Annotated in this window: 17 protein-coding genes; 3 read left to right on the top strand and 14 right to left on the bottom strand. The window is 31.1% G+C overall.

The window, feature by feature from the left end; genetic code table 11:
- The first annotated feature begins 148 nt into the window (after positions 1–148).
- Positions 149–943 carry a nitroreductase family protein gene (locus PZA12_RS04225; RefSeq protein ID WP_103698432.1) on the top strand — a complete coding sequence of 265 codons (795 nt, stop codon included), beginning with the start codon at positions 149–151 and terminating at the stop codon, positions 941–943.
- Between the two features lie 234 nt (positions 944–1,177).
- Here the strand turns inward: PZA12_RS04225 and PZA12_RS04220 are convergent, their stop codons facing one another.
- The 11 genes from PZA12_RS04220 to PZA12_RS04170 all read right to left on the bottom strand — a co-directional run bounded on the left by PZA12_RS04220 (position 1,178) and on the right by PZA12_RS04170 (position 14,121).
- On the bottom strand, positions 1,178–1,990 hold the full coding sequence (locus PZA12_RS04220) for a hypothetical protein (RefSeq protein ID WP_103698431.1): 813 nt from the start codon (positions 1,988–1,990) through the stop codon (positions 1,178–1,180).
- A 217-nt stretch (positions 1,991–2,207) separates the two neighbouring features.
- Positions 2,208–3,458, bottom strand: coding sequence for a hypothetical protein (locus tag PZA12_RS04215; protein ID WP_103698430.1), 1,251 nt, complete (start codon positions 3,456–3,458; stop codon positions 2,208–2,210).
- Positions 3,452–4,915: a sensor histidine kinase gene (locus PZA12_RS04210; protein ID WP_103698429.1), complete on the bottom strand. Its 1,464-nt coding sequence runs from the start codon at positions 4,913–4,915 to the stop codon at positions 3,452–3,454. The genes PZA12_RS04215 and PZA12_RS04210 overlap by 7 nt, the downstream gene beginning before the upstream one ends.
- A 10-nt stretch (positions 4,916–4,925) precedes the next feature.
- The gene (locus PZA12_RS04205) at positions 4,926–5,624 is read right to left on the bottom strand and encodes a response regulator transcription factor (RefSeq protein ID WP_103698428.1); all 699 of its coding nucleotides are present in this window, start codon (positions 5,622–5,624) and stop codon (positions 4,926–4,928) included.
- A 264-nt stretch (positions 5,625–5,888) separates the two neighbouring features.
- Entirely contained in the window at positions 5,889–6,263 is a 375-nt protein-coding gene (locus PZA12_RS04200; protein ID WP_103698427.1) for a DUF956 family protein, read from the bottom strand.
- 153 nt (positions 6,264–6,416) lie between these two features.
- Positions 6,417–7,328, bottom strand: a complete 912-nt coding sequence (locus tag PZA12_RS04195; RefSeq protein ID WP_078116039.1) for a PTS system mannose/fructose/sorbose family transporter subunit IID — start codon at positions 7,326–7,328, stop codon at positions 6,417–6,419.
- A 19-nt stretch (positions 7,329–7,347) separates the two neighbouring features.
- Positions 7,348–8,154: a PTS mannose/fructose/sorbose transporter subunit IIC gene (locus PZA12_RS04190; RefSeq protein WP_077837865.1), complete on the bottom strand. Its 807-nt coding sequence runs from the start codon at positions 8,152–8,154 to the stop codon at positions 7,348–7,350.
- Between the two features lie 35 nt (positions 8,155–8,189).
- Positions 8,190–9,167, bottom strand: coding sequence for a mannose/fructose/sorbose PTS transporter subunit IIA (locus PZA12_RS04185; RefSeq protein ID WP_077837864.1), 978 nt, complete (start codon positions 9,165–9,167; stop codon positions 8,190–8,192).
- A 928-nt stretch (positions 9,168–10,095) separates the two neighbouring features.
- Positions 10,096–12,441 (bottom strand): ATP-binding protein, encoded by a 2,346-nt coding sequence (locus tag PZA12_RS04180; RefSeq protein WP_103698426.1) that lies wholly within the window; start codon positions 12,439–12,441, stop codon positions 10,096–10,098.
- Between the two features lie 4 nt (positions 12,442–12,445).
- Positions 12,446–13,489, bottom strand: coding sequence for a uroporphyrinogen decarboxylase family protein (locus tag PZA12_RS04175; protein ID WP_103698425.1), 1,044 nt, complete (start codon positions 13,487–13,489; stop codon positions 12,446–12,448).
- Positions 13,489–14,121 carry a cobalamin B12-binding domain-containing protein gene (locus PZA12_RS04170; RefSeq protein ID WP_103698424.1) on the bottom strand — a complete coding sequence of 211 codons (633 nt, stop codon included), beginning with the start codon at positions 14,119–14,121 and terminating at the stop codon, positions 13,489–13,491. Before PZA12_RS04170 ends, PZA12_RS04175 begins: the two co-directional genes overlap by 1 nt.
- Positions 14,122–14,531: 410 nt before the next feature.
- Here PZA12_RS04170 and PZA12_RS04165 point away from each other — a divergent pair, with 410 nt between their 5' ends.
- Both PZA12_RS04165 and PZA12_RS04160 read left to right on the top strand, forming a co-directional pair.
- Positions 14,532–15,710, top strand: a complete 1,179-nt coding sequence (locus PZA12_RS04165; protein ID WP_023975745.1) for an MFS transporter — start codon at positions 14,532–14,534, stop codon at positions 15,708–15,710.
- A 386-nt stretch (positions 15,711–16,096) separates the two neighbouring features.
- Positions 16,097–16,540, top strand: coding sequence for a MarR family winged helix-turn-helix transcriptional regulator (locus PZA12_RS04160; RefSeq protein WP_077868108.1), 444 nt, complete (start codon positions 16,097–16,099; stop codon positions 16,538–16,540).
- 155 nt (positions 16,541–16,695) lie between these two features.
- Here the strand turns inward: PZA12_RS04160 and PZA12_RS04155 are convergent, their stop codons facing one another.
- The 3 genes from PZA12_RS04155 to PZA12_RS04145 form a co-directional block, all read right to left on the bottom strand.
- Positions 16,696–19,101: a glycyl radical protein gene (locus PZA12_RS04155; protein ID WP_103698423.1), complete on the bottom strand. Its 2,406-nt coding sequence runs from the start codon at positions 19,099–19,101 to the stop codon at positions 16,696–16,698.
- A 290-nt stretch (positions 19,102–19,391) separates the two neighbouring features.
- Positions 19,392–20,144, bottom strand: a complete 753-nt coding sequence (locus PZA12_RS04150) for a DeoR/GlpR family DNA-binding transcription regulator (RefSeq protein WP_103698422.1) — start codon at positions 20,142–20,144, stop codon at positions 19,392–19,394.
- Between the two features lie 528 nt (positions 20,145–20,672).
- Positions 20,673–22,106 carry a DDE-type integrase/transposase/recombinase gene (locus tag PZA12_RS04145; protein ID WP_168983577.1) on the bottom strand — a complete coding sequence of 478 codons (1,434 nt, stop codon included), beginning with the start codon at positions 22,104–22,106 and terminating at the stop codon, positions 20,673–20,675.
- Positions 22,107–22,449 lie beyond the last annotated feature (343 nt).

Raw genomic sequence — 22,449 nt, 5'->3', positions numbered from 1 at the left:
CTTAAAATTTTAGAAGCTTTATAAATATGTTCATCTAATAAATTGAATTCTTAAATTGGAAATCTATATATATCTTTAATACAATGATACCTATTAAATAAACCTTATTATTTAGCTGAATATGTTTAAAGTAAAGGAGAAGATAAAAATGAATTTGATAACTGTAAATCAAGATAAATGTATTAAATGTGGTTTGTGCGTAAATGAGTGCCCAGAACGTGTATTAGAACTTAGTGAAAATGGACCTAAAGAAATTTGCGGTGATGAGTGTATTTCCTGTGGTCATTGTGTAGCTATATGCCCAATGAAAGCAATTGATAATATAAAAACACCATTAGCCAATCAAACCAGCTCGAAAAAATTTCCAAAACTAAGTCCTGAGGAAGCAGAAAACTTTCTTCGTTCAAGGCGTTCAATCCGTTCATATAAAGAAACTCCTGTCCAAAGAGAAAAATTAATAGATCTTGTGAATATTGCACATTTTGCTCCTAGTGGACATAATCTTCAAGGAATATCTTATACTATCATTGATGATAGAAAAATACTTGATAAAGCTGTTAAAATTGTCATTGAAGAATTTGAAAAGGATAATGTATCGAGTGAATTTACAAAGCCATACCGTGAAAAAGGAATTGATACAATTTTGCGTGGAGCATCTAGCCTTGTCCTAGCAACTGCTAATTCAAACTTTCCACGAGGAAGAGAAAATTCAATTCTTTCATTAACATATTTGGAGCTATATGCGCCAACACTAGGCTTAGGATCATGTTGGGCGGGGATGTTTGAAAGAATTGCTATGAAAGATAATTCTCCATTACTTAAATTATTTAACATCCCTGAAAATAAGAAAATCACTGGTGCTATTATGGTGGGATATCCTAAATATACTTATCCAAGATTAGTTGATAAAGATCCATTAGAGGTTACTTTTATAAATCAGTAATACTATAAAATTAAAACAAATATTATTATCTAATTAAAATTCATTATAAATAGAGCTACAATAAAAAAACACGACCACTTGTAAGCAGCTATTTAAGCCACATGCAAATGGTCGTAGGTTTCATGGTCATGGTAAAGGAGATACATAACATTTGGAATCCGGCACATATTATGTTTTCATTATAAATTTATTTTTATTAATTAATAATATTTGATAGTCTTTATATAGATTTTCTTATTTACTTTGCTCTATATTAAGCGGCTGTAATTGTACTCCACTTGTATCAAAAATCTTTCCATCATCTTGAATAAGCTTATATTCCATAGTACCCACTCCAGCAAGTTGTCCATTCATATATAATTCTGATTTAACTGGAAGGCCATCTTCATTAAGATAAAGAAGATGCATTTCCTCTCCATTTTTGTCCCCAGATGAAATTTTCTTTAATACTTTCCCGTCTGAAGTAGTCTCTGTACCTTCATCTTTCCAATCTGCTGGATTAGCATATAATGACTTCATAGCAGCAAATGTTTGATTCTTTTGTATAATTTGTACCTCAGAATCCGCCTCTTTTTGAGTTACATCATATTCATTACCTTTTACTGAATTTCCATTATCATCTCTTATTATATTTGCTACGTGTTTTCCACTATTTTCAATATAAGTACTTGTGTACTTTGGGCTATCAGCTACTGCTGCCTTCTTTTTTTCTGCATCTTTTTTCGCGTCATCATTCTTCTGTACTTCACTTTCACTTACAGCACCTGATCTTTTTATATCCTGTCTAAAATCAAAAGTCTTTGGATTCACCCAAGTTTCAGTAATGTCAGATAACCCGTCTTTTTCCGTAGTATATGTTATTTTTGTATATTCTATGTTCCCATTAGACTTCTCTTGATTGTTTGTGACTTCTACACCATTAGACTCTACTGCCAAGTTTTGTGTACTTTCATTTGAAGCCTTTTGATTAATATTAGTTGCAGCATAACTTGAAATTGAAGTAACCATCACTGCAGCAATAGCAGCTACTATCATTGTTTTTTTCATGATAAATAATCTCCTTAATAATTTTATTTAGAATAATCTTAACTCTAAATTTCTTCTTAATATTATCACACATGTGAGTTATCTTTTTTTTAATCTTATCTAATAAGAGTTAAGTTCTATTCCATACTTCTATTATAGCTCCCATATATTTCAGAGATAATGACAGTTATTTCAGATTTGTAAACAAACTGTTTAATCATTATTTCTTATTACAATATCACATATTCTTGAAAGAAAATTCATATATTATGTTATTTACTATACATGACAACCTTCTGCTGTCTCTAGTCCATCTTATTGTAGATATATAGTTACGATCCGTATAAATCACTTCGTCATTACTAATATTATCAGAATTTATATAAGCCATATGTATATCTCTTGTATCACCGTTTTGTACAGTATAGGCTATTTTTTCTCCATCAGGAGATACCTGAATGCTTAATGCTTCTTCCCTAAGAATGTTTTTAAAGTCATTTTCCTTTATATTATATAAAAAAGTCCCAGTTTTTCCGCTTATTTTACCTTGTATCAATAACGTATCTGAAGATAAAGATACCATATTATTAATTATCCCTTGCACATCTGTCTTGGTAAAAGTCCCATCCTCTAGATTCACACTAAATAAGTTAGTCAAATTGTTTTCCTCTGTGTTTCTTGAAAAAATGTATGCATACTTCCCATCTTTAGATACCTTAAGATCAATGCCCCCAGTTAAATTTTCTAAAGCAAAGTTTCTCTTTTCTGATGCCTCGTCAGTAGTTTTACCTATAATCTCATCTACCTTTAACAAATTTTTTCTTTCTACGCTTTTTACACTTTGTATAAATAAATAGTCATCTACCCCTACAAATCCACTGCTATCTGGAAGCCAGCATACAGGAAAAGCTTCATCATAAGTAGATGTTTCTTCTTTAAGTGCAACATCATATAGTTTAGTTCCAATGGTATAGTCATCATTTGCAAAGAGTTCTAATATTTTCTGTCCATCTGGAGATATATCTTGATGAAATTCATTATAATTACTGCTGGTATCACTATACAGATTCATCATTATTTTTTGTTCAAAAGTATAAGCTGCATTCATCTTTCCCATATAGGAGGAATCCATATTATTATTCAAATAAGAAATATTACTATTATTTTTATCAAAGATGCTTAATTCTGGCATTCCCGTTTCTGAATCATATACCATGGCTTCCATTAGATGATTATCAATATAGTCATACTTGTTATAATAAATATTAGGAATCTTTATTTGTTCAACATGACTTATTACAAAGTCCTGAACTCTCTTATTTAAGTTAGAATCCGTAAACAGATCTTTTTCTATTATCACGGGATTTGTTGTGTTACTATTCTTCATGCAAATAAATCCTATCATATAAAAACCAAAGATAAAAATGCATAAAGTTATAAATAATGAGAAAGAATTTCTTAGCTTTTTAAAATCATTAAACTTTAGCATAACTCATGCTCCTCAAATCTTATAATTACTTCGGTGCCTTCATTTATCTTGCTTTTAACCTCAATATTTCCTCCATGTTTTTCAATAATGCTTTTGACTATAGTTAACCCAAGTCCTGCACTGCCTAATTCTCTGGAAATCTTTTTTGATGCTCTATAAAAAGGCTCAAACAGTTTTTCAATATTTTCTTCCGAGATCCCCTCTCCCTCATCCTTAACTCTTATAAGAATGGTATTACTCTCTTTATAAGCACTTACCTCAACTTTAGAATTCACCTTTCCATATTTTATTGAATTATCGATAAGATTAATCAGAACTTCCTTTAATCTTTCTCTGTCACCCTTTAACAAAAGATTATCCATTACACTACAGCAAATATTAATATTATATTTTTTCCCTTTAATCTTCATTTCATCAGTAGTCATTCTTATAAGTTCAGAAATATCAACATTTTCAAAGTGATAACTAAAATTTGTTGAGGAAGTTTTCGAAAGTTCTAATAATTCCACCACCATATTATTTAATCTTTTACTTTCATTAAAGATATAAGCAATTGATTTATCGAATAATTTCTTATTAGTGATCTCATTATCTTGTATAGCCTGTGCATATCCCATGATTACAGTAATCGGAGTCTTAAGCTCATGTGTTACATTATCAAAGAAAATTTTATTCTGAGCTTGCAATTCCTTTAACATGTCTCTATCTCCTCGTATAATTTCTATCTGTTCTTCTATTTTTTTTACCATCATTTTAAATCTTTTTGCCAAATCCCCTATTTCATCATCCGAATTTACATCTATGTTAATGTCAAAATTACCATTTGATATCTCTTCCGTAATCTCTTCAAGTTTTTTAATAGGTTTAGTAATTCTTCTTGATATGATAGCTGCTGCTATGAATACCATACTAAAAATTACTATAACAAGAATATTAATAACATATCTAAATCTTTTAGTACTATTGAAAAGTTGTGTATAATCTTTTGTGTATCTTAGAATTCCAATATAATTTTCATCTACCTCTATGGGATACGATAAGCTAACCTTGGCCTTATCCCCGTAAAAGGTTGTAACATAGCTGATTTTCCCGTTCATTGCATCAGTTAAATCTTTATTATTATCATTCTCTATATTATTTTTCTCTGAATTATGCGATATTTCATTACCATTTAAATTATAGATCTCCGCATTGTCTCCAACGATTGAACTCAATTGCACTGATATATCATTAGCATTTGCTATTATTGAAGCCTCATTAAAATCAATATTATTAATTAAAAAGTATTGTCTTAAATATTGATCCATATTTTTTTTTGCTTCAATCATATCAGCGTAAACTATGTTATTATCATTTTGCTCAGTAAGTTTATAGGAAGCAAAAAGAAGTATAGAAAGACCTATATATATAATAATAGAAAATGAAATTAAAATTTTCGATTGTATTGAATTTTTCATAATAGCTTCCTCATCCTATTAATTTGTATCCAACTCCAAAGACAGTTTCAATCACAGATACACCTTTTGTTTCATCTAATTTTTTCCTTATTCTTTGAATATGAATATCTACAGTTCTGCTGTCTCCAATGAAATCATATCCCCACACTTTATCCAATAATTCCTCTCTAGAAATAACTTTTCCTTTGTTTTTAGCCAAGAATAATAATAAACTATATTCCCTATTAGTAAATTCTATTTTTTCATTATTTTTTAAAATTTCATAACTTTCTTCATATATTTCAATCCCATTACTCAGCTTTATTACACTAGAATTATTAGCTTCTGAGGCCTCAGCTATTAGATCTATCCTTCTGAAAACAGTCTTTATCCTAACAATTACCTCTCTTATATCAAAAGGTTTTGTAATATAGTCATCTGCTCCAAGCTCCATGCCCAATATTTTATCTATAGTATCAGACTTAGCAGTAATCATAATGATAGGTATAATATATTTGCTGGAAATTTTTTTACATACTTCAAATCCACTTATGTCTGGAAGCATTAAATCAAGTAGTATTAAATCAGGTTTAAATCTATCTACAAGCTCAATGCCATCCTGGCCAGTATTAGATACTGTAGTAATAAAATTTTCTTTTTCAAGATATAATGAAATTAAATCTGATATGGAATCTTCATCTTCAATGATCAAAATTCTTTTTTGAGCCATAATTCCTCCTCCTTTTCACCCATTATAACTTAAATTATTCTTAAATATCACTTCGATATATAGATTTTACAAATACGATACAATTATGTTACAAATATTTTCTGCTCAACAAAAAAAACTAGATTAATATTAATACTAATCTAGTCTTATCCTAAAATTCAATCCATTCATTTGAAAATTTTTCACTTTTCTATTTAATACTTTCAACTACTAGCCAAAATCAAATTATTTTTCACCTAATTTAATCACAATTTCTTTAGTCCATCAACTCTTCTTAAATACCGATTTCACCGCTCTTTTTACTACATCAACAAAACTTAATGAATAAACCATATGATTTGGATCAACATAATTTCGAACAGCACGAAGCACTTTCTTTGCTTCTTTAGAAGAAAAAGTATATGTTCCATTTTTCTTCGTTCGAATTGCATATCGTGGAATCCATTTTCCTTTAAATAATACAGATGCAATGACATAGTCAACTTCTTCCCAAGGAATTTGAATAAATTTACGATAATCACGAGAATTATAGAACTCAAAACCTTTGTCACCTATCATAATCTTGCCGTAATCTGCAACGCCAGCAAAAGATGTTGCATCAATTGCTAGATCCACCTTTGTATTGAGTGACTCAACCATCCTATCTACCTCTTTTCTACTTATATACACATTTATTTTTATTATATATTCTTTACATGTTTTTATCAATTATTCCAAAGTCTATTAAAAGTGACACTATTAATATTGTTAACAAAAGCCCAGGCTAAAAAGCCTAGGCTAAGTAAAAAAGTACTACATTAAACCGATTAAGTGGAAAACAATACCAATTATGAATAATCCAAGAATTATGATAATTGGAGATACCTTCCTCTTAAGTAACCACATACAAAGAAGTGTAATTAATAATCCTACGAATCCAGGAATTAATGAATCTAAGTTATTTTGTAGTGTTGTAATCTTAGTATCAGTTAATGACATACCAGATGCTTGTTGTAATAGAGCTTGCTTAACACCCTCTGCTCCAGCAGGAAGTTTGCTCCAATCAATAAATGCACCATCACTTAATTTAACAGATGATACTACTGGTGCAAATTTAACAGATACCCATCTATTAACTAACGATCCTAAGATGAACATACCAAGGATAGATGCTCCTTTTGTAATATCTTGTAGCATATTACCTGATAAATCTTCACTAATACGAGATCCTGCTTTGTAACCAAACTCTTGTGTATACCACATAAATGCCATACGGATAATATTCCAAGCGAAGAAGAATATAATTGGCCCAAGGATGTTACCACCTAGAGCAAGTGAAGCAGCTAATGCTCCTAAAATTGGTCTTACAGTAAACCAGAAAACTGGATCTCCGATACCAGCTAAAGGTCCCATCATACCAATCTTAACACCTTGAATAGTTACATTGTCGATTGGTGCACCATTTGCACGTTCTTCTTCCAAAGCTAATGTTACACCAACAACTGGTGAAGCTACATATGGGTGAGTGTTAAAGAACTCTAAGTGACGTTCTAATGCTGCAGCTCTCTCTTCTTTAGTCTTATATAATTTTCTGATTGCTGGAATCATTGCAAATGCCCAACCACCATTTTGCATTCTTTCATAGTTCCAAGAACCTTGAAGGAAAAATGAACGGAACCAAACAGAAATACGGTCTTTTTTTGTTAATTTTAATTCTTTTGACATTTTCGTTTCCTCTCCCTTCTTAGTATCTATCTATTAGATCCCCTAAAGGATCACCAGTATTTGAACTTCCACCATTACCTGAGCCACCTTGTTTGCTAAGTGCTAAGTAAAGAAGTGCTAAAGCTACACCTATTGCACCAAGTCCGATAAGTGTAATTTGTGAAACAGTTGCTAATACAAAACCAATTGCGAAGAATGGCCATACTTCTTTTGTAGCCATCATGTTGATTACCATTGCATAACCAACAGCTACAACCATTCCACCACCAATTGCTAAACCACCAGTTAACCAAGTAGGCATAGCAGCAAGTAATGAACTAATAGGACCAGCACCGATTGCTAATATTAAAGCTGATGGAATCGCAATACGTACACCTTGTAAACAAATAGCAGCGATTTGCCACATATCAATAGCTCTAAGATTTCCTTCTTTAGCAGCAGCATCCATAAAATGTACGAACGCTGTAGCAAGTGTACGACAAATAATTGTTAATAATAATCCTGCAACTGCTAAAGGAACAGCAATAGCGATTGCTGAAGCAACTCCTGCTTCACCTTGACCTCCAAGAACTAAAATGATTGCAGATGCAACAGCGGCTAATGCTGCATCAGGTGCTACAGCAGCACCAATATTTGCCCAACCTAAGGCTATCATTTGAAGAGTACCACCTAAGATTAAGCATGGTAGTAAATTACCTGTAACCAAGCCAATTAACGTACAAGCAATTATCGGTTGGTGAAATTGGAATTCATCTAAGATACCTTCTACACCAGCTAAAAATGCTATTAAAATGACTAATATAATTTGAACTATATTTAAAGTCATGGTTATTAATCCTCCTTTTTCTCTAAATAACTAGATTATTTTAATTTTTTTAATTCATCTTGTGCTTTTTTAAGTATTTCGTCCATATTTGCTTTTGAATCATTTGGTACTTTACGCACATCAAAAGTAAGTCCAGCTTGTTTAAGCTTATTAAATATATCGATATCTTCTTGATTGAAAGCTAAAACTTTGCTTGGTTGAACCTTACCTGGAGAGTGAGCCATTGAACCAACATTGATTGTCTTTAGCGGTATTCCGCCTTCTACAGCTCTAAGCACATCTTTTGGATTTTCAAAAAGAAGCATTGCACGTTGGCCTCCAAAATGCTTATCATCTTTTGCAAGTTTAATCATATGATCAACTGGAACAACATGAGCCTTAACCCCCGGAGGAGAAGCTTGCGTGATCAAATTCTTACGAAGAGTATCTCTAGCTACATCATCTGACACGACAATAATTCGTGTAGGATTTACAGTTTTTGTCCAAGCAGTTGCTACTTGACCATGAAGTAAACGAGAGTCGATACGAGCTAAAACGTATTCAAACGATCCAGGTGCACCTGCATTAGATTGCCCTGCTCCCGCTCCTGAAGCATTACCAGTATCTGCTGGTTCTAACTCTTCGGGTTTAACTTTAACTCCTTCTTTACCTGCATTTAAGATATAAGCTGCAATTTCATGAGCAGATTCCATTGAAAGACGTGCACCATAAGTTTCAATCAACATTGGTAAATTCAAACCAGCTACAATAGCCCATTTATCTTTATGTTCTTCAAATAGCATATTTGCTTGGTTGAATGGTGTACCACCCCAAAGATCAACTAAGAATAAAACCTCATCTTGGTTGTCAAAGGATGCGATTGCATCTTTCATTTTTGCTCTAAGATCATCAGGTCCTTCGCTAGGCATAAGCGTAACAGCTTTTACGTTTTCTTGTTCTCCGAAAATCATCGCACCAGATTGCATGATGCCTTTAGCAAATTCTCCGTGACTAGCAAGAATAATTCCTACCATTTTTATACCTCCTATTTTTTATTTGTTACAAAAACAAAAGGCATAAGCATTTGGAAATAAAACAATAGTATATATTCGTATATCGTCACAATATTTGTACACTAAATTAAATCATAAAAAAATATGATAATACCCTATAAAAACTGTACAAAATATGTGTTTTAACGAATAAATATTACTTCATTTTACTTCTCTATGCTTATGCCTGATCGAATCAGTAACATGCTAGATATTATTTATTATTATTTCATTATAGTCTACTAAAAGCCCCTCTCTAAGAACCTCTCTCTAGACTACGTTTTCATAATAACACTTTTCTTTTAGTTATGCAATACATTTTTTAAGATTTTTAACTGACTTTCATAAAATAATTTTTATACTATAAATTTCCCACTTTTATAAAAAACATATTCTATTTAAACTCGCTTTATATTAGAAATTCCTTCACCATTTTAAAAACATCAAAAGAACAAAATGAAATAATATCTTCAAAATTAACATACACACTATTCATAAAGGATGAGAGAAGTCTAGGTAATAATTATTTATTTATATTCAAACTGTTTATAATTATTTTTCTTTATGCCAAATAGAAACCTAATTCTAGGAATTCTATAAACTACTTCGGATATAATAATTGTTACCACAAAAGGCAATATCAATACAAATATATAATTGAAAATTATTGGAAGTTTAATAATAATAAATTTATTTTCCACAAAATAAAAACCCACGAAAATCCGAATTCCAAATTTTCGTAGGTTTCATGTTGATGACGAAGAACTACCTTTATAATTCACCATCTTAAAGACATATAAAATCGCCTAACTAATTAGTGAATATAATCCGTACCAATCTTACTTTTCTTCGCATCCCATTGTGCAGTTTATGTATAAGCTTTTAGATCTTTTAATATTTTATAAATACTCTATTTATAACTGTTGCTATACTTAGTAACAACTTCTTTAAGTTTCATAACTTCAATTGGTTTACTAATATAATCATCCATACCTGTATTAATGCATATATCTCTATCTCCTCCCATTGCATATGCTGTCATTGCGATTATAGTAATATGTTTACCAGTTAACTTTTCTTTTTCCCGAATTATTTTTGTAAGTTCGATTCCGCTCATATCTGGCATCTGAATATCCATAAGAATTATATCAAAATCCTCATTTTCAAGCATATTCAATGCTTCTAATCCATTTGAAGCTATTTTTATTTTCCACCCTGCAAGCTTACATAATTGATTCATAAATCTCTGGCTGATAATATCATCTTCAACTTGTAATATACTAGTTTCATGATAAGCCTTGTTATCTATACACACTTTTTGAATATTTGATGATTCCTTACTATCACTAGCAATATCAAACAAACAAGTAAAGTAGAATGTACTTCCTTTACCATACTGACTTTCAACAGATATTTCTCCCCCCATAAGTTCAACGATATTTTTAGAAATAGCAAGCCCCAGACCAGTCCCTTGAAATTTTTTTGAAGCCGATATATCTAACTGCGTAAAATAATTAAATAATCTCGGAATGTCTTCTTCCTTAATTCCAATCCCTGTATCTTTTACAGAAAACATTAGCATCACTTTATTATCTTTATCCTCAACTTTATCTACGGATACTTGAATTTTACCTTTTTCAGTAAACTTAATTGCATTTCCTATTAAATTGCTTAAAACTTGCATTAATCTACCCTTATCTAATATAATTTCATTCGGTAAATTATTGTCAACAATAATCTCAAGCTTCAGTCCTTTATTCTCCGCTAAATATGTAAACAAATTTCTACTTTCATTCATTAAATTAAATATATTTATACGTTCTGGCTTTAGTTCGATCTTGCCTACATCCATTACTGAGAGATCAAGTATATCATTAATAATCTGAAGAAGATGTTTTGAAGAAGTTTCAATCATTTTTACTATGTCAATTTGCTCATCTGTCAACTTTGAAAATTCCAATAAGCTAGTCATTCCCATAATCCCATTCATAGGTGTCCTTATTTCATGACTCATATTTGCCAGAAACTGACTTTTAGCCGAGTTTGCTCTTTCTGCTTCCTCTTTTGCAGCCTTAAGCTTAGTCTCAGTTAACTTATGCCCTTCGATTTCTTCTTCTAACATACAGTTTGTTTCTTCAAGGTTTCCATTAACCTCCAACAGTTGAGAAGTACGTTTATCAACAAGAACCTCAAGCTCGTTATTCAATGAAAGAAGTTCCTCATTTGTATCAATTAATTTCTCATAAATCTTTGAATTAAAAAGCATTATTCCTAGAATTATCATGATTGTTTTTGATAAATCTAAGTATCTTTCCATATAATTAGGAAACATGATATCTTCCACTTCCATATAACCCATTAATTCATTATTAAAAGTTATCTTGAAAATAAATCCTGCTCCTGAGGAAGTAAGAAAATAACATTGCCTAAATTTTGAGTTGTCGATATCATATAGTTCACTTTTATACGACTTCTCTTGATGGAAAATTATTTCTCCTTTTTTATGTTCAATTATAGGAAGAAATGCGAGATGCTCAGCACCAGTCAACATTTCAAATAAAGTAAAAATATTCTTAATCAGTTCTTCACGTTTTAAAAGTGTTGCTTTTTTTTCAAGAAAATCAAATACAAGAGCATAATCAGTGACCTGCTTGTTTTTTAAATTTAAAATGTATTCTAATCTATTAACTTTCCAATTTTTATATGAATTATTTATAGTGCTTGAAAAGCAATCCAAACCTACATCTATAATTTCATATTTCATTCCTATATATTCTGAAAACTCTATTAAATCAAGTAAGATATTGCTATATACGCCACTGTCAATAAGAACCACCTTTTTACAGTATTCTGAAAAAAATTCACGTGCAGTTTCTTGATTAAATCCATATATGTCTATAATAATATGCTTCCATCTTTTTAGCCAACCTGGTGTAGTTAAATAATACCCCATTGAAGAAAGGTAATTTATTAGATCACCTCCGGCCAATAATGAAAGACATGAATTGAAAATACTTTCACCAACAAGATTCTCATCTTTTCCAGATCCCTTCTGAGTTGGTAGCAAAATAACTGAGTCGCTGCAATAACCTGATGCAATAAGGCCATCATATAATTTCTGTCTTTGACGATTGCAATTTATACAATCCATTGAATAGTATTTAAATTCAATCTCTCCATTTTTCAATCCCCCTAGCATACTCTCCACTTCAGCTTTGAAACTTTCACAAATTAAAATACATAGTTTATCGTTCATATAATCACCTCCAATTTAATGGATATCTTCCCCACTTATTTACACTCTCTGATATTTCATAAAGAATATCCTCACTAACCTGATAAGGAATGTCTCCTAAACTGTCGCACAAGATGAAACCACCACCAACTCCAGCTTTTTTTATCGCTTCCTTAACATTATATTCAGCATCAGATCTGGTCCACCTGCACATTTCAATACCATTTAGATTTCCAAGCAATGTAGCTCTTTTGCCGACTTTCTTCTTTATTTCAGCTAGATCGTCAGTATGGCTTACCAGAATAGCTTTAATCCCAGCTTCAAGGATTTCCTCGAGTATTGAGGCAGAACTTGCCGAGGAAGTAGCTATGGCTACATCACTTTTAATAGTGGGTATTGTTCTCTTTGCAGAAAGGAATCCAGTCTTTAAATATATACTTTTAGGAATAACTGAAGATACAGACATAGAATCTATATATGATATAAATGTTGCACCTGCCCTCAATTGCATATTTGCCCATTCAGTGCAAAACCTTTCATTAATTTTTATAAGATGATCCAACAACTCTGGTTTTTCATAAATAAGTTCAATATACTTATCAAAACCCATTTGAAGAATAGGAAGTGAAAAAGGAGATAACACGCCCCCAGCAATAGGGACCGACATCCCCACTTCCTCCTTCAGTATTGATATTGTCTCAAGACAGTTTCTAAGAGTTTTTGAATTTTTAACATCTGGTGGTTGTAATTTTAAAATATCGTCAAAGTTTTTTATTATTGGTTCACCAGCATTTGGAGAACCTGCTTCATTGAAAATAACTTCGCTTCCAAAAGCTGCATACTCATGAGCAGCAGAATAAAATGGATTCAAACAATCATTATTAAATTTTTTAAGAAGTATCATTTGTCCTCTTGCTACATTCTCAGGTTTACTAAAATAGTTTTTAATTGATACATCTAAAAATTTTGCGCAGTAATGTGTACACATTAAAAACAATGGAACCTTGTCTGGTTCATGCTTGCTCATAGTTGTCAACACTCTTTCCATCGAAGTATACCTTTTTTCCATTAAGAATCCTCCTTCATCCATTGTTCTATAATAACAATATTATCGGCTGCGCTTTTCCCCATTTTATCTGCGCCAACTTCTTCCCAAAGAGTGCTATCCATTAAAAAAGGTGCCCCCCCAACCAATATTTTAATTGAAGGATCCTTTTCATGAAGCATTTGAGATATTTTCTTAATTTTTAAAGCAGATGGATACATTAATACTGATATCATAAGTATTTTTATCCTATCTTCAGTGACTCTCTTTATTATCTCCTCTGGTCCACTTATAGAACCGTAGTCTATAAGGTCAAAACCACTTGACCTCACAACAGCACTTACGATTTTCTTTCCAAGAGTGTGATAGTCCTCAAGAGTCACTATTGCAATCGGCTTTGCATTCTTAATTGTGAAATTTTTTTCATCCAAAATAGAAATAGCAATTTCCTCACAAAGCCTGCTGCTCATATATATCTGTGATAAAGCTACTTCTCCTCTTTCCCACTTTTCCCCAATGGAAGTCAATGACTTAACTATATAATCATCGATAAAATCAATCCCATTTTTTTCAGCTAAAAAATGTTGAAGAATTTTATTAACTTCTAACTTATCGTAATTAATTAAAGCCTTTTCAAACGCCTCCCAATTCATCATTTAGCTCCCTTCTTTATTAAGTGAACTTTTTAATTTCACTTAATATTTTCTTGTTACTTTACACCATAGTTTTATGTTAAGAAATATTTATGTCTAAATAATTTAAAATTTTTATATAAATGTTGATGAATTCCCCACTAGTTATGTTAAAGAGTAATTAAATTATTAATAAAACTATTATACTCTTTATTATTATATTTTAACATTATTTGCACATAAATTCCTATTAATTACAACTTAAATTCCTTATACCCACTTTTTGGTACTATTTAAATATCAACTTAAATCTCATTAGTTATAAGTAAAAATTTTATTGAATTCATCAATTAAATTAGTTGCACAAGCAACTAATTTATGTTATTATAATATTAGTTGCAAAGGAAACTATTTTTACAAAGGAGAGATCATTCATGGAAAAAGATATACAAAAAGATAAGGTTCTTTGGACAAAAAACTTCGTTATTATAAACATAATAAACTTATTAATATTTTTTGGATTTCAAATGTTATTACCTACACTTCCGCTCTATGCTAAAAAACTCGGAGGGACAAACTCTATCATTGGATTAGTAACTGGAGCATTTGTAGTATCTTCAGTAATAATTAGGCCAATCTCTGGATTACTTCTTGATAAGTTAGGCCGACAAAAGGTGTTTTTAGTTGGATTATTTATATTTATTATATCAGTATTTTCTTATTCAATAGTTCCATTTATTAGTGCAATTATTATGATACGTTTTATCCATGGCTTTGGCTGGGGTGCAGTAAGTACAGCTTCTAATACAATTGCTTCGGATAATATCCCAAATGATCGTTTTGGAGAAGGAATGGGATATTTTAGTCTGACAAGTAGTTTAGCTATGGCAGTAGCTCCTACAATTGGACTATTTGTGATATCAAAATATAGCTTTCAAGCTCTATTTTTAACATCTACTATACTAGCCGTTCTTGGGGGTATTATTGCTTTTAAATTAGAATATAAAAAAATTGAAAATAAAGAGCAAACTAAAATAAAAGCTTCATTGTATGAAAAAATATCTATAAATCCTTCTATTATAGTATTTTTTGTAACAATAACTTATGGTGCATTAACCAGTTTCTTACCTCTTTATGCTTCACAAAAAGGCATAGAGAACATTGGAATTTTCTTTACAGTCTATGCAATATCCTTATTTATATCTAGACCAATATTCGGTAAAATAATAGATAAATTAGGTTTTGACTATGCAATTATTCCAGGTTTTATATGTGTAATTATATCTATGTTGCTGTTATCTGAGTCTTCAAATATTAGCATGTTTTTAATCGCCGCATTTATTTACGGAATAGGCTTTGGTGCAACTCAATCTACTTTACAGACAATGGCCATGGTTGGAGTTCCACCTTCACGTCTAGGTGCTGCCAATGCTACATTTTTCACTGCATTTGATTGCGGTATAGGATTAGGTGCAGTAATTTTAGGAGTAGTTTCATCAAACGTTGGATATGCTCAAATGTATCTGTGGGCAAGTGGGGCTGCTATTATAGCATTTATTCTTTATTTCATTATTGGCAGAAAGAGAAAACCTCAATTACAAGTAAAAAAGTAGTATTTTACCTTAGGATTAGTACGTAACACAAATTCTCAAAACGTATATTAATCACATACAAAGTTAGCTCTGCGTTTTATCAATGGCAGAGTTTTCTTTTTCCAAATAATATAATCTATATTTTAAAATACCAATTCATAATTTCAAAAAATATATATCCTAGTAAATCATTGAAACTATAATTATTTATATATATAATTTAAGATGGTTTTATCCGATAGCTAGCATCCGTAGCACTCCCTTTTCTTTAAGCGGGAGATAACGGCTGCACGCTTCTGGACAAGGTGCACCTTGAGGGTATAAGTTCAACTAAATTCAGCTGGAGTTAAAACTCTACCTGAAAAGTTTCACTTTATAGGAAACTAATGTAAAGGAGATAAGTAACTATGGAGAACATTAGTAAACTTAATGCAGCAATTTATAGAAATGCTCAGAGCATAATAAATTCAAAGCTTATAGATTTAAATATTAGAAGTGGCCAACATGATTTTTTATATGTGATTTCAAAAAATGAAGGTATAAGTCAGAAAGAGTTAAGTGAGTTTCTGTATGTAGGTAAATCAACTACTGCAAAAGCAGTAAAAAATCTAGTAGAAAATGATTATGTAAAAAGAATTCAAGATGAAAATGATAAGCGTATTTATAGGTTATATTTAACGGATGCAGGAAAAAAAGTTATACCTAAAATAGATGCAACCTTTTTAGAATTAGTTGCTATTTTTTCTAAAAACTTATCTAAGAAAGAAGAAGAACAAACAGTGATTATTCTAAAAAGAATCCTACATACGATTTCTGAAGAAAAAAATAAAATTAATTCTGATATTGATTAATTTATAGATTGTTTAATCTTTTACAAAATATATAAGATTAAGCCGCCAGTAGCAAAAAAACACGACCACCTGCAACCAGCTATTTAAGCCACATGCAAATGGTCGTGGGTTTCATAAATAATATCAATGAACATTTCACTTGGGGAATTATTTTACTATAAAACTTGTTCTGTTCTTTCAATTATATCATCTTGAGTTTGTTTCGATAATACATTAAAGAAAGCACTATATCCTGCTACTCTAACAATTAGGTCTCTATGATCTTCTGGATGTTTTTGCGCATCAAGTAAAGTATCTCTTGATACTACATTGTATTGTACATGAAAACCTTCTAAACGATTAAAGAAAGTTCTAATTAATAAAATTAACTTTTCTCTATCACTTTCCTTAGATAACATTTGTGGCGTTACCTTTTGATTTAATAATACTCCACCAGTAATATCGTGTGTTGGTAATTTTGAAACTGATTTAAATACTGCTGTAGGACCATTTTTATCCATTGCATGAGATGGTGAACACCCTTCAGCTAAAGGCTCTCCAGCTTTTCTTCCATCTGGAGTTGCTAAAGTTCCTGCTCCTTGTGGCACATTAGCTGAAATTGAAGAAGTTCCAGCATAATAGCATCCTCCAATTGGACCTCTGCCATACCTAGTATTCTTATATTTTTTTATCTCATCAATATAGATTTCATAAGCTTCTCTTAATAATAAATCTATATAATCATCGTCATTTCCATACTTAGGAGCATCATTAAGTAATATATCTTGAATTCTTTTACCATCTTCTCCTTCAAAATTATTAAGCAATGCGTCCCAAACTTGTGCTGGGGTAAAACTCTTATCTTCAAATACACATTTTTTAATTGCTGCAAGAGAATCTCCAAGGTTAGCGATACCTACTTGAAGATCACTGATAAAGTCATATACGGCTCCACCTTCTTTTAAGTTTAAACCTCTTTCAATGCAATCATCAGTTAAAGCTGAGCATAATACATCTGCTGTAACTTCTTCTATTGCTAAGTCTGCACAGCTATCTATTATTACGCTGTGTCTTGTAAATTCACGAATTATCTTATCCCAGGCTTTCATAACCTCATCAAAGGTTGTCATATCCTTAAAGCGACCTACCCCCTCGCAAAGCTTAGTTCCTGACTCGGGATCAACTCCATCATTTAAAGCTATTAATAATGATTTAGGGAAATTTAAAAAGCTCATTCCAGTACATCTATAACCCCATTTACCCGGAACCGCTACTTCAACACATCCAATTGCACTATAGTTATAAGCATCTTTTTCATCTATACCTTTTTCTATGAATGATGGAATAATAACTTCATCACTATTAAAGGCTGGCATTCCGAATCCTAATCTTACTACTTCTATGCATTCCTTCATAAAATCATCAGATAACCCTCTATGATAACGTACTGTTAAGTTAGGTTGTGGTAATTTTGTCTGAGCAACACTCTTTAGAATTAAGTAACTTAATGGATTTACTGCATCTTTTTTGTCTACAGTTTGTCCACCAACTGTGACATTTTGATATAATGGACTACCTGCACTAAAACGTGTATGTGACCAGCTTCTTATCTTATTTATTGTAAATGTCTTAAGCCACAAATTTGTTAATAATTCAGTAGCACTATCCTCAGTAATTCTTCCAAGTTTTAAATCTTTTTCATAGAAAGGATTTAAATATTGATCCATTCTTCCATATGAAAGTGAATGTCCATTAGATTCAATTTGCAAAACTAAGTGAATTATCCATAAGGATTGAACAGCTTCCTGGAAAGTTTCTGCTGGATAATATGGAACTTTATTTAATATTCTTAACATTTCAAGCAATTCTTCTTTTCTATTTTCATCAGATTCTTTTTCTGCTAATTCTAATGCTAAATCTGCATAACGTTTTGCAAAAGCTGCTACTGCATCAAGTACAATTAAAATTGCTCTATAAAAATAAGACTTATTTAAATTCCTATAGTCTGTAAGGTCTAGTTCCTTTAATTTCTTTTCTGTTCGCTCTTTATAATTAATTAACCCAAGGTTTAATACAGTTTCATAATTTACCGCTATATGAGCATCCCCAGAAGTAATATTACCCTCTGCTTTTATAATCCCTAGATCATAAAAAATTCTACTTTCAGCAGGCATCCCTGCAAGACCTCTGTCTTTTAAAGTTTTATGCTCCCAAAAAGGTGCTATTTCTCTTAAAACATTCTTACTTTCTTCAGTAATATAAAATACATCACCTGCACGTTTTTCAAATTCATCAAGTTCATCTATAACCCAATCCATTGCATATTCAGGAAAAATAGGAGCTGAGCGATTTGATTCTGCTTGATTTCCCGCGATTATCGAGTTATCTTCAATAAATATAGTCATATTTTTCAGTATATTTTCTAAACATAACGCTCTACGTAATACCATTGGCTTATCAGCGTGTTCTTTGTAACTTTCCGTAGTAAGTCTAGCTCTTTCTACACTAACCATAGATTTTGCATTTAATAATTCTTCTCTAAAATTATGCATTCTATCAGTTAATTCTCCAAAATGATTCATAAATATTCTCCCCTCATTATCAATTTCATATTATAACAAACTTTTTTACTTTCATTTGAAATTGTTTTTATTTTCTTTCATAACTAAATTATATATCAACAATATCATTTGTCAATATTACTATTTCATTTGAAACTTATGTAATTATTTTCGAAATAAATAACAAAATCCTTTTTATTTGAGATAATAAAAAAATACATAGATTATAATGTTTACTCACTAAAGTAAACACTATACCTATGCATCTTATAAATTCCTATATTATGATTGTTCTATTCTTATAAATCATATTAATTTACACTTACCGTTTGAACATCCACTTTTTCCTTCTTTAAACTTTCTAAAACATCTTCAGGAATATTAGTATCTGTAAATAAGTAGCTTATCTCTTCTGCTTTAAATTGAGATACCACTCCACGCTCAGAAAACTTTGATGATTCTGTTAATATTATAATTTTATTAGAACTTTCAGCCATGGCTTTTACCGTTTCTGTACGCATTAAGTTTTTTCCTGTAAACCCTATTTTAGAATTATAACCATCAGTTCCGATAAACAATTTATCTACAAAAAAATCTTTCACACATTTTCTTGTTAGAGGGCCTACTGATACCTGGGATTCCGGCTGGTAATCTCCTCCAAGCAACACTACTTTCGCATTTCCTTCTCTAATATAGTTTGCAATAAATGTAGAATTAGTTATTACTGTTATATCCTTTTTATTATATGCAAGTTCTTCAGCAAGTAAGGCACAAGATGAGCCTGATTCAATCATAACTGTTTCACCATCATTTACAAGTTTACTTGCCAATTGTGCTATTTTTCTTTTTATATCATAATTAAAAGCTAATCTGCTATTGATATCATCACTTGAAGTCATAACAGCATAACCATGTTCACGCTTCAATAATCCTTTTTCTTCTAATGCACCAAGATCTTTACGTATAGTCACTTGAGATACATTTAAAAGCTCTGATAATTTACTGACTTCTATACGCTTGTTTTCATTGACAATTTCAAGAAGCTTTGTATACCTATTTATCATAGAAACTCCTCCTTCTCTTAGGTAGATTCGAAAACTAACTAGTCGACATACCTAAATCCACTGGTAATTATATCATAAACTACTTACAAAATGAACTATTTATATTTCGAATAAAAGCAATTCTGTTTATTATTGATTATATACTACTTCAAATAATATTAAACATCAAATTATTATTCTTATGAAACTCACTTTTATTTCAAATAAAACTTTTTATTTACACTTATATTTTTTCATGTTAACATTGAATCATCAATTGAAACTTAAATTATTGCGGTTCAATCTTAATACTAATCTTGCTTTTACTAGGTAGTGTAAAAAATATATGAAAAATCAATCCAACTACCATTTAATGTTAAATTATGTTTGCTAGTTGCCCTTGACACACCTAAAGATAAATGGTCTTAGGCAGTTAAGGACGGGTGAATGATAATTTTGAACATGACTAATAGACCCGCCTATTGAGATATTTTACCATTTATCTTTGTGGGCGTGTCAAGGGTGCGTTTCACCAACTGCTTTAGATCATTAGGCAGTTATTGTACAGTTATTTAGAACAAAGTCTTGAGATAGTTCAATAAATTTGCACCATCTAGTAGGCATGTTGGACATTGACTCTAACTCTTCAAGGATTACAGGAGTTTTGCCTTCAAGGGCAGAATGTGGTCTTAGAAAGTTAAAGTATGCCACAAACATAGTTACAAATGCAACCGACCCGTTAGGACTTCCGAAGCCAGTAGTAGCTCTATAATTGCCTTTAAAGGTTCGGTTAAGACGTTCAATAATTTGCTTCAATGGCCTATATTCTTTTGAAACTTCATCTTTATTGGTTAAGCCTATAACTTGAGTAACATCGAATTTTATACTATGGCTTGCAAAGAAGTGCTGTGCAAGAAGATATATAGGGTTACCATCAGTTATAAGATTAAGATCTTCAGGTATTTCTTTTAACTTACTTAGAACATCATCGATGGCTTTTACAGCCGTTTCGGTATCTCTATGTGGTGATACTCTGTAAGATAGAATAATCTTTTTAACAGCATCAAAAAAGAAGAAAATATAGTTCCACTTACCGTTAACTTTTATGTAGGTTTCATCGCCGCAGAAAGAGTCAGAAAGTTTATAATCGTAGTTATCTATAAATGGCTTAACTACAATTGAAACGGCATTAACATAGTTTAAAATTGCTTGATGAGATATTTTAATATCATGAATATCTTTAAGCAATGCAGCTGTCTTTCTGGAAGATAAACCGTAGTTAACGTAGTAAGTTAGAATGAGTCCTAAGGTGTAAGAAGAAATCATAATGTTTGGAAGAGAAACCTTTGATTTTACCGGACTTTCTTTAGAAAGTGGCTTAAAGTCAAAAGTGAAATCTCTAAATATGTATCTAACTTTGAACTTACCAGGATTCTTCTTAAAATCTTGTTTTTCAGATTTTGTCATTGATTTAAGATTATTTTGGTAAAAAGAGCAATTATCATTCTTACACTTATAAACGTAGAAATCCTTACGCGCCTTGATTCTTTCAAGTGTTTTACTGCAGTGAGGACATCTTAACACTATGGATTTCTGATAGTAATTTTTAGGATTGAATGTGGTATCACAGACTTTGCAAAGATATTGTCCTCGGCCTCCGTTATTATCGTAAAGATAGGTATGTGGAGCACCACACTTAGGACAGATAACATCCTTAGGAGCTAACGCTTTGTTTTTGCGAGGTTTCACAGGAGCAAATTCTTTGCCGTGCTTAAACTCATATTCAGCTATTAGAAGCTTATAGTTAAGTTTTTCGGGAACATCAAAGATTGGTTGATCATCTACTTGAAGCTTTCGGTATTCTTTCTTAACAGGTTCGTCCGAAATGCTTTTAAGCAAGTTTTTGCCAACCAGCAAAGTCATGAGATACTTTATAATTTCAATAAGATAAATTACAGTTTCAAGAAGAAACTTATTAATCATGGTAATAGCTTGCCTCCTTTTTTAGTTCAGTGTTTTTGTTTTGCAAGTATAAAATATCTTAACTTTTTGGGGGTGGCAAGTTATTTATATAAAAAATAAGAAAAATTAAAGGGTTGCTGCCTTAGTTAGATAAAAAACTTTGACAGTACCTTTTACTAGGTAGTGTAAAAAATATATGAAAAATCAATCCAACTACCATTTAATGTTAAATTATGTTTGCTAGTTGCCCTTGACACACCTAAAGATAAATGGTCTTAGGCAGTTAAGGACGGGTGAATGATAATTTTGAACATGACTAATAGACCCGCCTATTGAGATATTTTACCATTTATCTTTGTGGGCG

Origin of the sequence: Clostridium beijerinckii, assembly GCF_036699995.1 — a bacterium.
Lineage (GTDB): Bacteria > Bacillota > Clostridia > Clostridiales > Clostridiaceae > Clostridium > Clostridium helianthi.
Note: the sequence above shows the minus strand (reverse complement) of the source record. Positions and strands in the feature narration are given on the sequence as shown.